This is a genomic window from Pseudomonas rubra, assembly GCF_028656935.1.
GTDB lineage: Bacteria > Pseudomonadota > Gammaproteobacteria > Pseudomonadales > Pseudomonadaceae > Aquipseudomonas > Aquipseudomonas rubra.
In genome coordinates this window covers 79,678-94,263 of the sequence record NZ_JAMDGZ010000032.1, presented here as the reverse complement: position 1 = coordinate 94,263, position 14,586 = coordinate 79,678, and the positions used below count along the sequence as shown (strand labels likewise).

Sequence of the window (14,586 nt, the reverse complement as noted above, 5' to 3'; positions counted from 1 at the left end):
GAGCGGGCTTGGCCCGCGATCAGGTTCAGAAGTTCGCCGGGGTGTTGGCGCTGATGATCTCGGCCTCATCCTGGCCGATATTCTTGAAGCTGTGGGGCAGGGTGGTGGGGAAGTAGTAGCCGTCACCGGAGTTGAGGACACTGACCTGGCCATCGACGCGCAGCTCGATGGTGCCACGGGTCACCAGGCCGCACTCTTCGCCCTCGGCGTGCACGATCGGCTCACCGGAATCGGCGCCCGGGGCATACAGCTCGCGCAGCATGCGCATCTGCCGGCCTTCGACACTGGCACCCACCAGCAGCATGCGCAGGCCGCTGTTACCCAGGTCTGGCTGCTCGGTGGAGCGGAACACAAAGCGCTCTTCGCGGATCGGTTCATCGAAGCTGAAGAACTCCGCCAACGACATCGGAATGCCTTCAAGCAGCTTTTTCAGGGAACTGACCGAAGGGCTGACACGATTCTGCTCGATCTGCGAAATCGTCGAGTTGGTCAGGCCGCTGCGCCGCGCCAGCTCCCGCTGGGAGAGTTTGCTGCGTTCACGCACCAGTTTGAGTCGTGTCCCCGTGTCCATAGCCGCCTTATGTATCAAAAATTTTGGGCGAGGCATTAAAACACATTCGACCGGGCTTTAGCGCTCCACGTGCAATGAGGCTGTTTTCGGCGCTGTGCCCAGTTGCCCTGGTACGCCCCCGATCACCGTTGTGCCCGGCCTATTGCGCAGCCAGGCCACGTGTCACCTAGTAAAAGTGCCAGTTTTATCTGCGCTAAGAGTTACCTATATTTCAACGGCCGAACCACTCACTATTTACTTTCGGAGGTCACATATGGATCCTTTAGCGTTTCCTGGCGGCGTCGACCACTCTGCCTTCACTGAACAGTCGCAACGCAATTCACATTTAAACGCTGTGCTGTCGATCTGGGAAAAGGAATATCACATCAGCGCTCAGTCGTTTAGTGTGACAGAACTTGCGGGTCACATACTTTTAACGGCCCGCGGCGGCATTCAGCCCGTCGGGCTTCTCATTCCTCTGACGCTGCTTCCAGTCGCAGGAGAATTTGTATTCAACTTACATGAGCAGAAAGACGTTCAAATCTTGCTGGGAGGGAGGGTCGTTCCGGTTAATCGTGGAGACCTACATCTCAAGGTAACGGGTGTTGCTGGGCAGCCAACGGCAAGCTATGAAGGCTTTTTCAATATCACTCTAGAGCATTGGGGGACGTTGTTTAGGTGTTCGAACTTTCTCTTTACCAATAGCGGTCGACCGGTAGAATCAGGCGTCCAGTCTGACGGGCGGGAAAACCGTCTGGTGGCGACTCGGCGATCTTCTTACCAAACATCCACGTGGACAGCTCGCGAGTTCAATCTCAGTCAAGGCCCGGGCACGGTATTTTTGTTTTTTCGTGCTGAGTTTACAATGTTCATATCAATCGATGAGTCTAAAATTCCGGTTTCAGGGTCATACAAATTCGACTTGGAAAAGGACGGCGAGAGTATATATTTTATCTTGGAAGGTGGGTTCGTTTTGCCCTACGGAGAAATCAATTTGCAGGTGGAAAAAGGCGAGGGCACGCTTCCGAAGCGGATCACTGGAAGTTTTCGCGTGCGCAATGAAGACATGATTTCTTCGATTGTCTGCGAAGACTTCAGTATCAGTTCGAATAGCAGCTGACAACGTTCAGCTCTGTGCCCTATGAGCCACTGCATCCCGCTCAGCCCTGACGCCGTGGCATCGGCCACACGCTCACCAGCAACAGCAAGGCGCCAACAATCAGGTACGGCAGGCGCGGGTCGACAGCGTAGATCAAGGTCCCGGCCAGGGGGCCGATGACCACGCCCAGGCCTTGCACCGCGCCGATGGAACCGGCCGTGGCGCCTTGCTCGGAGGCGTCCATGGCATTGGCCGCCAGGGCCGAGAATGCCGGGAATATCCAGCCCATGCCGCAGGCCGAGAAAAAGAAGCACACCCACAGGCCCACGTCGCTGGTGGCCAAGGCACTGGCGGCAAAGCCGACGGCCGCGATGCTGGCGCCGACGCGGATCATCCGCAGCGGTGGCCACTCAAGCTTGCGCACCAGGATCTGCGAGAGGATCAACGCTACACCGACCATGGTCAGGGCCACACCCGCGGTTTGCGCAGCGTCGGCCGGGCTCATGCCCAGGCGGTCGAGGGCGAAGAAACCGACGGTGATCTGCGCCACCGAGACACTGAGCATCGCGACGAAGGCCACCAGCAACGGCCGGCGCAGGCGGGGGTCGGCCAGGCGTACCGGGCGCGGCGGTTGCTTGAGGTGCAGCTCCTGGCGCTTGAGCTTGAGTAGCAGTACCAAGAAAGCCAGCATCGGCAGCACTGCCATCACGTAGAACGGCAGGCTCAGGCTGTGGCGGGCCAGCACCGCCGCCAGTGCCGGGCCGACGACCAGGCCCAAGGCATTGGCCGCCCCCAGCGACGCCATGGCCTTGGCGCGGTGCTGGGGTTCGATATTGTCGGCAATCAGCGCTGCACCGCCGACCGGCAGGGCAGCATAGAAAGCGCCGATCAAGCCGCGGCCAATCACCAGCCCGGCAAAGGCCAGGGCGGCGCTGGGCAGCAGCTGCAAGGCGCTGTCGATGAACAGGCACAACGCCCAGTAGGCGACCGTGAAGCCTGCAGTGCCGAGCAGCAAAACCTTGCGCCGCCCCAGACGGTCGCTGGCCTGGCCCCAAGGCCGGGCCAGGAGCATCCAGATCACCCCGGCCACGGTCACTGCAGCACCAGCCTGCCAGGTGGCCAGGTTCAGCGTGCGGGCAATCGGGCCGATCAGCGAGACGAAGGCCATCAACGCCATGGTGCAGGCCATGTTGGCCGCCAGCAGCGGGCGCAGGTCAAACGTAGAGCGTGCGGCGGGGGCGAGCGTGGCAGGGTCCGTTGCGGTGGTCATGGGCTATCCGGGGCAGATGAGAGTGAGGCGGTCGATATTCGAGAAGATGATAACGATTGTCATCTATCGCTGTCGACCGCCAATCACCTGCCTTAGAAATCGCCTTTGAGGGTCACGGTGAAATTGCGTGGCTCGCCATAGAAGTTACCCCAGGCCAGGGCGCCGACACTGGAGTAGTAGTGCTTGTCGAACAGGTTGTTACCGTTGACGGCAATGCTCCAATGGTCGTCCAGGCGATAACCCAGGCGCGCGTTCCAGATCGCGTAACCAGGTTGTACGGTTTTCGCCGCGCGGTCCTGATAGTGGTTGTCGCTTTGCGCATTGACGCCACCGCCCAGGCTCCAGCGTTGCAGCGGACCGTCGAGCTGGTAGTCGGCCCAGACCCGCAGCAGGTGGCGTGGCACGTAGCTTGCGGTAAAGGTCGCATCCTGGCTGTTGGTGTTGGTCTTGAGGTATTCAAGCTCGGTGTAGGTGTAGCCGGCCAGCACCTGCAGGCGTTCGGCCAGCTCACCGCTGAGTTCGGCCTCGAAGCCCTGGGCGCGGACCTTGCCCTCGTCGCTGTAGCAGTAACCGTCGGAGGAGCCGGCACAGACCGAGTCATAGTCGGCTTCGGCACGGTGCGCCTCGAGGGTGCGGAACAGGTTGAAGGCTGCGTTGAGGCCGCCGTCGAACCACTCGCCCTTGATTCCCAGCTCGTAGTTGGCGCCGGTCTTGGGTTGCAGCGGGCTGCCCTGGGCATCGCTGTAGGTGCCCTGGGGCTGGAAGATATCGGCGTAGCTGCCGTACACCGACCAGGTATCGTCCAGGTCATAGATCAGCGCGGCGAAGGGGGTGACCTGGCCGTTCTCCTGGCTGCGGTCATGCTGCCAGTAATCCCAGGCCTGGGTGTAGGAATCGCGCTGGCTGCGGTACCAGCTGACCCGGCTGCCGAGCACCAGGGTCAGTGGCTCGGCCAGTTTCAGGCGCAAGGTGGCGTAGGTGCCGATCTGCCGGGTGTCGCTTTCCACCGGCAACGGGCCGCCGCGGTAGGAGGCGGTCTGGTACAGGCTGTCGGGGGGCTTGGGAATGTCGCGGTCGGGGGCGAAGGGGTCCATGGTCACGCCGAGCAACTGGGTCATGTTGATCAGCGCGTAGCTGTCGCTGCCCTTGGCGCGGCTGGCGTTGGCGCCGACGATCAGCTCGTGCTCCAGGCCCCAAGCCGTGAATTTGCCGTCCAGGTAGGCGTCCATGCCGTAGTCGTGCTGGTCGTAGTCGAACACGCCGGAATACACCTGATTGCTGGCCGAACTGGCGCCCACTGGGACGCTGCCCAGGGTCATGGCGTACTGCATGTCCTGGGTGTTGTGGCTGTGCATGGCGGCGACTTTGATCAGCCACTGGTCGTTGAAGTGGTGAGTGAGGTCGGCGAACAGGTTGACCCGCTGGCTTTCCCAGCTGTTCCAGGTTGCGCCCAGGCAGGTGGCGCGCGACAGCTTCAGGTCCGAACCATCGCTGTAGCGCGGCAGGCCTTGCCAGCAAGGGGTGGCATTGAGCTTCTCGTAGGCTGCGCCGACGCCGAGGGTGGTGGCATCGTTGAAGTCGTAATCCAGGGCGCCGTAGACCACCTGGTCGTCGCGCTTGCCCATGTCGTAGAAGTACTGGCGATCCTGCCCGGCGACCACCAGCCGGCCACGCAGGCTACCGGACGCGTTGAGCGGGCCGCCGGTGTCGAGTTGAGCACGGTAGTTGTCCCAGGAACCTGCCGAGAGACTGACGCTGGTAGCAGCCTTTTCCTGCCCACGCTTGCGGATGAAGTTGACGCCGCCGGCGGAACTGCCCGAACCCTTGAGCATGCCTGCGGCGCCGCGCAACACTTCGACTCGGTCGTAGTAGGCCATGTCGCTGGCAAAGCTGTTGGCCTGTACGTAGTTGCCTCCCAGGTCCAGCGGCACGCCGTCGTACTGGTACTGGCCGGCAAGCATGAAGCCACGCGAGTAGAAGTACTTACCGCCCATGGGCGAGTCGTGCACGGTGATCCCCGGGGTTTTCTCCATCACCTGTTCCAGGGTATTGAGGTTCTGCTCATCCATCATCTTGCGGGTAATTACCGTGACCGACTGCGGCGTCTCGCGCAGCGAGTGTTCGCCCTTGGCAATGCTGACCTGGCGCACGGTGAAACTGTCGGTGGTGTCGGTGCTGCTGCTCAGGGTGCTGGCGCCAATGGTGGTGGCGCCCAGTTCCAGGGCGCCGTTGCTGGCCGGCAGCGGGCGGATCGAGTAGCTGCCGTCGGCCTGGCGATAGGCCTGCAGGCCACTGCCGGCAAGGATCCGGCTCAAACCTTCGAGCACCCCGAAGCGGCCCTGCAGGCCAGGGCTCTGCAGGCTGGCGGTCAGTTGTGCGTCATACGACAAGTTGACCCCGGCCGCTGCGGCAAAGCTGCCCAGCACCCGGCTCAGGGAGCCCGCTTCGAGGGTAAATACCTGGCCGTAACTGGCGCTGTCGGTCTCTGCCGCCTGGGCAACGGCGACGGGCAGCAGGGGCAGGCCCAGGGCAGCGGCCAGCAGGTGGCGGCCAATCAGTTGGGGCAGGAGGGCACGGGGGAAGCGGGGTTGCATGGAGATCCTCTTCGTTCGCAAATAAGATTATTTCCTACAGAGGCGGACGAACGGAAAAAAACAGGCACCCCGGGGGTGAAGAAAATTTCAACTCAGGTCAATGCTGACCCAATAACGGTTGTAGCGGCGTACCTGGAGCTTGAACGAGGTGGCCAGGGCGGACAGCGCTGCATCACTGTCGGTGAGCGAGAAGGTCCCCGAAACCCGTAGCCCGTTAAGCTCGCTTGCATAGGCCAACAACCCCGGTCGGTAGCGGCCAAGCTCGTCGAGCAGATCACCCAGACGCCAGTCCTCGACGATCAGGTGCCCACCGGTCCAGGCCGACTCGCTGGCCATCAGGCGCTGCGGGGCATGCACTCCATGGCTGTCGAACTGGCAGCGCTGGCCCGCCTCGAGCCGTCGTGCCGGTGCCTGGTACGGGTTGATGCGCACCGCATGCTCGAACACCTCGACCTGGCTGCCGGCAGCGCGCTGATCGACGCTGAAGCGGGTGCCCAGTGCCTCGATCACGCCCTGGCTGGTTTCGACTCGCAGCGGGCGTTGCTGGCTGTCCTTGGCGCTGGTCAGGAACAACCGCCCGTGGCGCAGGCGAATCAGCCGTTGTTGCCGGTCAAAGCAGATGTCGGCGGCACTGGCGGTATCGAGCACCAGCAGGCTGCCATCGGCGAGGCTCAGGTGGCGGATTTCGCCGGTGGCACTGCGGACATCGGCCAGCCAGTGCTGCGCCGACTGGCTGCGGTAACTGGCCCAGCCACCGAAGCCAAGGCCGGTGGCCAGCAGCAGGCCCTTGAGCACGCTGCGCCGGGGCAGGCCGTCGCTGTCGCTGCGCTGCAAGGTGTCGAAGGCAAGGGCGCCGGGCACGCTGGCCAGGCGCCCTTGCAACTGCTCGACCCGTTCCCAGGCCCAACGGTGCTCGGCGGCGCTGGCCAGCCAGGCGTGCCAGGCCTGTTGCAGGTCGGCCGGGGCATCGCCGGCGGCCAGTTGCACATGCCAGCGGGCCGCAGCCTTCAAGGCCAGGCGCTGGCGTTCGCGGTCAGTCATGGCTGGGCATCGTAGGCGAGCAGCAGGCAGCGCTCGGTGGTCTTGATCAGGTATTTTTTCACCGTGGTCAGCGACACGCCCAGGGCGGCGGCGATTTCCACATAGGTCATGCCCAGCCAGTTGGCCATCAGAAACGCCTTGCGCGCCTTGGCGCCACAGCCGGCGAGCAACTGGTCGATTTCACGCAGGGTTTGCAGAATCACTATTTGCTCTTCGGTGGAGATCTGTTCGGCCTCCGGTTGTGCTGCCAGGGCTTCGAGGTATGCACGTTCCAGTTGCTGACGGCGGAAATGATCGATCATCACCCGCCGCGCCACGGTCGCCAGGTAGTTGCGCGGTTCACGCAGCAGGCGCACCAGCTCCAGTGCCTCGGAAGAGGCGAGGATACGCACGAAGGTGTCTTGCATCAGGTCCGCCGCCCGCTGCGGGCAGCTCAAGCGGCGGCGCAGCCAGTGTTGCAGCCACAGATGATGGTGCTGGTAGAGCTGGCCGAGCTCGGCATTGGGCGGTGACGGCGGTGCGCTCATCCTGGCTGCATCCCGAAAAAATGATGCAGATGATAAGCATTCCCAAAAAACTAATAAAGGACTGATTTCACCGCGCCGCACAACGGCTTACCAGAGTGCCAGGGTGTAACCGACGATCAGCCGGTTTTCATCGATATCAGTGGTCAGGCCACTACTGGAGCGGAAGGTGGCGTTGCGCAAGCGCACGCTGACATTTTTTAGGGGCCCGCTTTGCACCACGTAGGCAATGTCGGTGTCGCGCTCCCATTCCTTGCCGCCACTGACGCTGGCGGTTTCGATATGGCTGCCATTGACGTAACGGGTCATGAAGCTCAAGCCGGGCAGGCCGAGGGCGGCGAAGTTGTAGTCGTAGCGTGACTGCCAGGCATCGGTTTGCGCCTTGGTGAAGACGTTCACGGTCACCAGGTTGACCGAGTAAGGATCCAGGCCCGGGTAGGCAAAATCACCATCGCCGGAAAGGTTCTGGTAACCGAGGCCGAACTTGTGCCCGCCCACGCCCAGGGTCAGCATGCCGTTGAAGAAGCGGTTGTCGATCTTGCCGCCGTCGACCCGCGAGGCGCTGCGCAGGTCATGGCTGCCCTGTTCGCGGGTGTCGAAGTAGCGCAGGTCGCTGCGCAGGTTGATGCCTTCGGCCAGGGGCAGGTCGTGGACCAGCCCGGCGTAGTGCTGGCGGTAGATGTCCTGCATCTGCGCGTAGTAGTAGCTGACGGCCAGGCGCGGATTGAGCGCGTAGGTGCCGCCGGCCAGGTCCAGGTGATTGCTCTGGACCCCGGCGTAGCTCATGTCGTCGTTGCTGGAGGAGTCGCGCAGGTTCTGTTTTTCCAGGCGGCCAAGGTTCAGGGTCAGGCTGTCGATGTCTTGCGACGTCAGCAGACCACCGCTGTAGGTCGAGGGCAGCAGGCGCACGTCGTTGATGGCCGCCACCGGCAGCGTCGGTTGCAGGGTGCCCAGCTTGAGGGTGGTTTTGCTGATCCGCAGCTTGGCGGTCAGGCCCAGTTCGCTGTAGTCGTCCACCGGCTCTTGGCTCGCGCCAAACGGCAGCAGGCCGGTGCCGCGGCGGTCGCGGCTGGAGTCGAGCTTGACCCCCAGTTCACCGAGGGCATCGAGGCCGAAACCGACGGTGCCTTCGGTAAAGCCCGACTCCATTTTCAGGATGAAGCCTTGGGCCCATTCACGTGCCTGGCTCTGCGGCGCGCCGCTCTGACGAAAGTCGCGGCTGAAGTAGAAATTTCGCGTTTCCAGGCTGGCCTTGCTGTCTTTGATGAATTCGGCCTGGGCGATGTGCGGGGTGAGTGCGGCGCACAGGCCGGCACTCACCGTCAGGGAACGGGGCAGAAGCATGGGGCTACCTTTTTTTGTTGTTGTGGGCGGCGGGTGCCAGGTGTCTCTGCCTATATTGTTAACATATTATCTTTATTTATGAATAGCCCCATTTCTGACTGAAATATATTTGCTAAAAAATAATGAAGATATTAATCCTTGCGCAACGGCCCCGGCCACATACTGCGCAGCACACCGTCACGGCGCACCAGGCCATGTACCAGCGCCGCCCCCAAGTGCACCAGTACAATGGCGAACAGGACATAGGCCAGCCAGCCATGGGCCTGGCGCAGCAGGGCATACAGCTGCAGGTCATGGGGCAGCAGCGCCGGCAGTTGCAGCGGCAACGGGTAACCTCCGGCCGAAAGCATGCCCCAGCCGAGCAGCGGCATGGCCAGCATCAAGCCGTACAGCAGCAGGTGCGAAGCCTTCGCGGCCCGGCGCTGCAGCGACGGCAGGTCGTTGGGCAACGGCGGTTGCGGTAGCAGCAGGCGCAGGCCGATGCGCACCAGGACCAGCAGCAACAGGGCCAGGCCAATGGCCTTGTGCAGGCTGACCAGCCAGGTATGGCGCGGCGACAGGTCGTTGACCATGCTCACGCCGATGAACAGCATGGCCAGGATCAGCACCGCCATCAGCCAGTGCAGCAGGCGGGCCAGGGGGTGAAAGGCAACAGGTTTCATGGGCGAGCTCCCAGCTGCGCGGCTTCACGGCTGCGGCGGTTGAAGGATTCCGAATAGGCCGCCGAACGTGCGGCGAGGATTGGGTCGGCCGAAGGCTTGATACCGGTCGGCAGGATCAATGGGTCGAAGTTGAGGTCGCGGCAGGCGCCTTGTTGCGCGGCATCGACCTGGTCGATCACCAGGGTGCCGGCGTCAACTGTGGGACGTTGCCCGGGCCAGGGCTGGCTGGGGTCATTGACGGCATCACCGGCTGCGGCCAGGGTCAATTGCAAGGTCCAGCGCAACGGCCCCAGGCTCAGGCGTTGGCGCAGGTCATGCTGCAGGTAGTCGTTGTCCTCGACCTGGGTGGGCAAGGCGGCGAAGGGTGTTTGTGGCAATAGGCTCCAGCGTACATAGCGGGCTTTGCCCTCGGCATCGATCAAGGCAAAGGCGTTGATGCTGTTGTAGCTTGAGTTGGCGAAACTGTCCGAGGCTTTGTAGTCCTTGGCCCATTGACGAAAGGCTGCGCTTTCCGGGTGTGCGGCGAAAAATGCTTGCAGGCGCGACGGGTCCGGTTTGCCGGTGGCCGGGTCCGGCGTCATCGCCAGCACCTGTTGGTAGAAGGCTTCAGGGGTCCCGACCGCGAGTACCGGAGGGGTGTTCATGCCGGTGCGCCACTGCTGGCCATCGTCGCTGCTCAGTTGCAGCGCCAGGCTGCGGGTCGGCACACTGGCATCCGGGCTGTGCGGGTTGGCGCCACCGATGGCGAAGCGGCCGATCACTGGCACCCTGGCCTGGCTGAATACTCGTGCGCTGGAAAGTCCCGCCGCCTCGCCGCTGCTCTGGAAATAGCCGCTGACACACAGGCCCTTGGCGTGATTCTTACGGTAACCGGGGTGGTGTCCGGCCTGCGCTTCGAAGGTGTCGATAATGCGTTTTGGCGTCAGCCGTTCGTTGCCGATCCAGCCGGCGGTATAGGCAAAACCTGCGGCCAGGGCGGTCAGCCCAAGGCCGATGGCAGCCAGGCGCAAGGCGCGGGGACGGCCGTGTAACGGAGTGGTCATGGCGCTGATCCGGGTCAGTGAATGAGCTGGTACGACGCCTGGGGCAAAGGTTTATTCCAACGCCTTGGAATAAATCTTCATCTCGAGCGTCTGCCTCGTACACTGATCGCCTACAGGCCAAGACTGCGCCAATGAACGAGCTAGATGACGAGCAATTGCGAGAGATGCTGCAGCGCTTGCGCCGCTTCGCCCTGTGGCTGACGCGCGACGCCAGCAGTGCGGACGACTTGGTCCAGGCCACGATCGAGCGGGCCTTGAGCCGTCGCGGCCAGCAGCGCGAGGACGCCAGCCTGCGCGCCTGGCTGTTCTCGATCCTGTACCGGCAGTTTATCGATGGCAAACGTCGCGAGCGCCGTCAGGCACGCTGGCTGGCCTGGTTCGGCCGCGTTGAGGAAGTGGGCAGCAACACCGAAGACATTGTGCTTGCCCAGTCTGGCCTGGCCGCGTTCGCGCAACTCCCCAGCGAGCAGCGCGCCTTGCTGTTGCTGGTCAGCGTGGAAGGCTTGAGCTACAAAGAGGCCGCCCAGGCCCTGGATGTGCCGATCGGTACGGTAATGTCACGTTTGTCGCGCGCTCGCGCGGCCATGCGCGAACTGGCCGAGGGCAATACGCCGCCCCCGGCCTTGCGGAGGTTGAAATGAGCTTGATCCCGTCTGAACACGAACTGCACGCTTATGTCGATGAGCGTCTGGACCCCGAACGGCGCCGGGCGGTTGAGCTGTACCTGGCCGCCAACCCCGAGCAGGCGGCGCGGGTCGAGGCCTGGCGCAACGATGCCCGACAATTGCGCGCGGCGTTGTCCGGCTTTGCCGGGCTTGCGCCCAACCCGCGCCTGGACCCGCTCAATGTGCGCCGCGCGCTGCGCCGTCGGCGGCAACGGCGTTGGGCCAGTGCTGCCGTGCTGCTGGTAACCCTGGGCATTGGTGGCCTGGGCGGCTGGCAGGTGCGCGAGGCAAGCCTGTTGGCCAACAACCCGCCAATGGCCGATGCCGTGCAGGCCCATCGCTTGTTTGCCGACAGCAAGGCCCTGGACCTCAGCGCCCAGGACCCGGCGCGTCTGCAAGCCTGGTTGGGCCAGCACTTCGCCCACGTCGACAACCTGCCAGACCTCTCGGCCTACGGCTTCACCCCGGTGGGGGCGCGGCTGCTGAGCAACGAGCAAGGGCCGGCGGCGCTGGTGCTGTTCGAGGACGCCCAGGGCCAGCGGGTCAGCCTGTTCCTGCGCTCGCCGGGCGAGCACTATGCGCGCATGCCCAGCGGTGAACGAGTCGACGGCCAACTGCAGGCACGCTACTGGTCGCACGGTGACTACAACTACGCCCTGGTCAGCGCCGCATCCGACAGCCGGGGTGAGCAACTGCGTCGGGCGCTCGATATCACTTTGTAGCTGAAATGCCATTAGGGGCGTAAGCTCGAAACCGTTGTCCCCGTTGTTAATTCACTTCATTCGAGGTACCCGCCAATGAAGCGCATGCAAGGTTTGGTAATGGCAGCAGTGGTTCTGCTGGCCGGCCAAAGCGTGCAGGCTTCGGCACCAGCGGTAAAGGATGCGCGTCTGGTTGCCCATGAGCAGGCAGTGCAGGCCTATGCAGCAAGAACCGGCAAGACCGTCCCCGCAATCCAGGATTTTGCCTACGGCAAATCCATGGATGTCGCCCTTCTGATCGAGCAGACCCCCCTGGCCCGCGGCTGTGACGCCGCGCCAATGTTGATGACCTTCGAGGATTCCAGCGGCCAGCTGGTGACGATGCGTTATCGGCTCGAAGGCCAGTGTTCGCGTTTTCAGTCAACGCGATAACACGCCTTGGCAGCGGCGAGGGATCGCCGCTGCGCCACATTAGGTGCAGGCCCGCACCTTCATTGGTGTCATATTGATAGCGCGCGAAGGCTTCTCTACCATCTGCCTATTTTGACCGACGTAGAGAGAAAGTTCATGGGAGCCACAGGGAGGTCGCTGAGCGATTTCGTCGATTTGAACGATGTGGAAGACGCCTTGTTGGCCGCGTGTCGCAAGGGTGAGGTGGTTCGCATTCACGAGCGTTGTCCTGACAGTAGTGAAGCTGGCGAGTGCGTGCGCGCAGATTTATTGAGATTTCTGTTACTGGGCGGGGATGCGGCTGCCCCGGTTCATGAACGCGGTGTTCGCCTTGAAGGTGTCTGTATCGAAGGGCAGTTGGATCTGAGCGGGACAACACTGTCACACCCACTGAGCCTGGTGGATTGCTTGTTTGAGTACGCTCCGAACCTCACCGATGCCAAGGTTTCAGGGACGCTGGTGTTGGCCAACTGTCAAAGCCCGGGCCTGTTGGCGGACCGTCTCGTCACCCGCGGTGCCTTGGACCTGAGCAGTTTTCGATCCAGCGACAGAGTCGATCTTGAAGATGCCCAGATAGGTGGCGGCCTGTACCTGAGCGGTGCCGACCTGGATGGCAATGGTGGTGATGCCTTGCTGGCCGATAGAGTGGAAATCCGGGGGGCGCTGTTGATGGCCGACGGGTTCAGAAGCCGCGGCTGCGTGTCATTTGAAGGTGCGCGTGTCTCTGGGCAGATCAATTGTCGAGGAGCACGATTCAATGGCAAGGGCGAAATCGCTCTGATCCTCGATCAGGTTGCAGTGAATGCGGACGTCTACTTAAGCGCAGGCTTTCGCGCTAAAGGAACGGTCAGGTGCGTTTCGATGAAAACGCAAGGTGCCCTCTATTGCTCTGATGCAAAGTTTGATGGCAAGGGTAGTGAGGCACTGATCCTGGACTCTGCACATATCAACGGTAGCCTCTATCTGTCAGGAGCAGCTCACACCAAAGGAACCGTCCGCTGTCTCGGGGCCCGGATCGATGGCCAGTTCAAACTCGCAGGAGCCCGGCTGGACGGCCGCGGCGAGTCTGCCCTGGGTGCCGACGGATTGCAGGTTAAAGGCGATATCAATTTCGGTGAGGGGTTCACGGCCAAGGGCGCTGTCCGTCTCGTCTGTGCTCGTGTTGAAGGGCAACTGGTTTGCAGGGGGCACCTGAAGGTTAGCGAGGGCGCAGCGCTGTCTGCGGACGGAATCGTCGTCCGCGGAGGGGTTTTTCTGGTCGATGAATGCTTGATACAGGGGCAGGTACGGTTTATTGCCGCGCGCATCACCGGGCAATTCAACTGCCGGGGGGCTGAGTTTGAGGGCAACGCAGGCATCGCGCTGACGGCCAGTAGTCTTGTGCTGACGGGAAATGCATTGCTCACGGGTGGATTCAGGGCTAAAGGTCAGGTCCGCTTCAATGGTGCACAGATTGAAGGTGACCTGATCGGCAAAGATGCCGTTCTTGAAGGTGATGCGCGCCATTCACTCATGGCCACCGGTGCCGTGATTACCGGGACAGTTAGGCTTAGGGAAGGGTTTGATGCATGGCACTCGGTAAACTTTGCTCGTTCCAGAATTGCCGGTGACTTCAACTGTGCAGGTGCCTGCCTGACTGGAGAGCGAGGGCGAGCGCTAGTCCTCGATGGTGCGCAGATAGATGGCACCTTGGCATTGCGTAACATCGAGAAGAAGCTGAGCAGTTCCTCTTTCGTGGGGGCGCGAGTAGGGGAGTTGGATGATGACGAGAACAGTTGGGGTGAAGAGATAGCGCTCAACGGTTTGGTCTATAAAGCCCTTTCTGCGCGGGCGCCGGTTTGCCCTGCGTTCAGGGCAGCATGGTTGGGTCGCCAAATTCCCTCTCTGAAAGGACCTGATGATGTCATCGATGCCGATAACGATTTTCGCCCGCAGCCCTGGCGGCACTTGCAGAAAGTTCTGGAAGAGATGGGGCATTCCGCGCAAGCGCGGGACTTGGGTATCGCCTACGAACATAAATTGCGAGAAATCGGGCATGTTGGCCAACCCCCGACCAACTGGTGGCCTTGGGTGCGTTCTGTGTACTCCAACACCAGCAGAGGCTTGCATTTTCTTTATGGAAAGCTGACCGGATTTGGATACCGGCCCATGCAGTTGCTGATCTGGTTTGCCGGCATTTGGTTGTTCTGCGGTGCAGTTTACTGGTACGCGGCTTCGCAAAAAGGGGTGTTTGCACCCAGTAACCCGATCGTGTTCCAGAGCGATAGTTACCTTGAGTGCCGCCCCGACCGTGCAGATGCCTGGCGCAAGTTGAACCCAGGCAAGGAACTGCCAGCGAACTACATTGGCCACGGCAACTGGTACCTGTGCGACAGCCTGCGTGAGGAGTACACCGGTTTCAGCCCGCTGGCTTACTCTCTGGACGTGCTAATGCCACTGGTCGACCTGCAACAGGAGTCGGATTGGGCCCCGCTGGTGCCGACCCCCAAGCAAGGCTATTGGGACGAGTTCACGTCGTTTGGCTGGAAGCACTTTGTACGTTTGGTGATCTGGCTCGAAATTCTGATCGGTTGGGGTATCAGCCTGTTGATGGTAGCCATTGTCTCTGGCCTGGCGCGTCGCAGCGAGTAATCCTGCTCATGA

At 62.0% G+C, this 14,586-nt stretch carries 13 protein-coding genes; 5 read left to right on the top strand and 8 right to left on the bottom strand.

From position 1 onward, the window contains the following. Positions 1-25 precede the first annotated feature (25 nt). Entirely contained in the window at positions 26-571 is a 546-nt protein-coding gene (locus M5G17_RS15665; protein WP_273893807.1) for a cupin domain-containing protein, read from the bottom strand. Positions 572-824: 253 nt separating this feature from the next. Between M5G17_RS15665 and M5G17_RS15660 the strand changes: the two genes are divergently transcribed. Next, positions 825-1,670 (top strand): hypothetical protein, encoded by an 846-nt coding sequence (locus M5G17_RS15660; RefSeq protein WP_273893806.1) that lies wholly within the window; start codon positions 825-827, stop codon positions 1,668-1,670. A 40-nt stretch (positions 1,671-1,710) separates the two neighbouring features. On the opposite strand, the gene M5G17_RS15655 is transcribed toward M5G17_RS15660, so the two are convergent. The 7 genes from M5G17_RS15655 to M5G17_RS15625 form a co-directional block, all read right to left on the bottom strand. Next, positions 1,711-2,919: an MFS transporter gene (locus M5G17_RS15655; protein ID WP_273893805.1), complete on the bottom strand. Its 1,209-nt coding sequence runs from the start codon at positions 2,917-2,919 to the stop codon at positions 1,711-1,713. 92 nt (positions 2,920-3,011) lie between these two features. Then, positions 3,012-5,513 (bottom strand): TonB-dependent siderophore receptor, encoded by a 2,502-nt coding sequence (locus tag M5G17_RS15650; protein ID WP_273893804.1) that lies wholly within the window; start codon positions 5,511-5,513, stop codon positions 3,012-3,014. An 87-nt stretch (positions 5,514-5,600) separates the two neighbouring features. Continuing rightward, positions 5,601-6,554 (bottom strand): FecR domain-containing protein, encoded by a 954-nt coding sequence (locus M5G17_RS15645; protein WP_273893803.1) that lies wholly within the window; start codon positions 6,552-6,554, stop codon positions 5,601-5,603. Then, a complete protein-coding gene (locus tag M5G17_RS15640) occupies positions 6,551-7,081 on the bottom strand; it encodes a sigma-70 family RNA polymerase sigma factor (RefSeq protein WP_273893802.1) in 531 nt (176 codons plus the stop codon). The genes M5G17_RS15645 and M5G17_RS15640 overlap by 4 nt, the downstream gene beginning before the upstream one ends. 87 nt (positions 7,082-7,168) lie before the next feature. Next, positions 7,169-8,422: an OprD family porin gene (locus M5G17_RS15635; protein WP_273893801.1), complete on the bottom strand. Its 1,254-nt coding sequence runs from the start codon at positions 8,420-8,422 to the stop codon at positions 7,169-7,171. A gap of 131 nt (positions 8,423-8,553) precedes the next feature. Next, positions 8,554-9,084 (bottom strand): cytochrome b, encoded by a 531-nt coding sequence (locus M5G17_RS15630; protein WP_273893800.1) that lies wholly within the window; start codon positions 9,082-9,084, stop codon positions 8,554-8,556. Then, complete coding sequence (locus M5G17_RS15625; protein ID WP_273893799.1) at positions 9,081-10,127, bottom strand: catalase family peroxidase; 1,047 nt, start codon at positions 10,125-10,127, stop codon at positions 9,081-9,083. The genes M5G17_RS15630 and M5G17_RS15625 overlap by 4 nt, the downstream gene beginning before the upstream one ends. Positions 10,128-10,258: 131 nt before the next feature. On the opposite strand from M5G17_RS15625, the gene M5G17_RS15620 reads away from it, so the two are divergent. The 4 genes from M5G17_RS15620 (at position 10,259) to M5G17_RS15605 (ending at position 14,574) form a co-directional block, all read left to right on the top strand. Further along, positions 10,259-10,768 carry a sigma-70 family RNA polymerase sigma factor gene (locus M5G17_RS15620; RefSeq protein WP_273893798.1) on the top strand — a complete coding sequence of 170 codons (510 nt, stop codon included), beginning with the start codon at positions 10,259-10,261 and terminating at the stop codon, positions 10,766-10,768. After that, the gene (locus M5G17_RS15615; protein ID WP_273893797.1) at positions 10,765-11,514 is read left to right on the top strand and encodes an anti-sigma factor family protein; all 750 of its coding nucleotides are present in this window, start codon (positions 10,765-10,767) and stop codon (positions 11,512-11,514) included. The genes M5G17_RS15620 and M5G17_RS15615 overlap by 4 nt, the downstream gene beginning before the upstream one ends. Positions 11,515-11,613: 99 nt before the next feature. Continuing rightward, positions 11,614-11,925, top strand: a complete 312-nt coding sequence (locus tag M5G17_RS15610; protein WP_273893796.1) for a DUF2790 domain-containing protein — start codon at positions 11,614-11,616, stop codon at positions 11,923-11,925. 135 nt (positions 11,926-12,060) lie between these two features. After that, positions 12,061-14,574 (top strand): polymer-forming cytoskeletal protein, encoded by a 2,514-nt coding sequence (locus M5G17_RS15605; protein ID WP_273893795.1) that lies wholly within the window; start codon positions 12,061-12,063, stop codon positions 14,572-14,574. Positions 14,575-14,586: the final 12 nt, after the last annotated feature.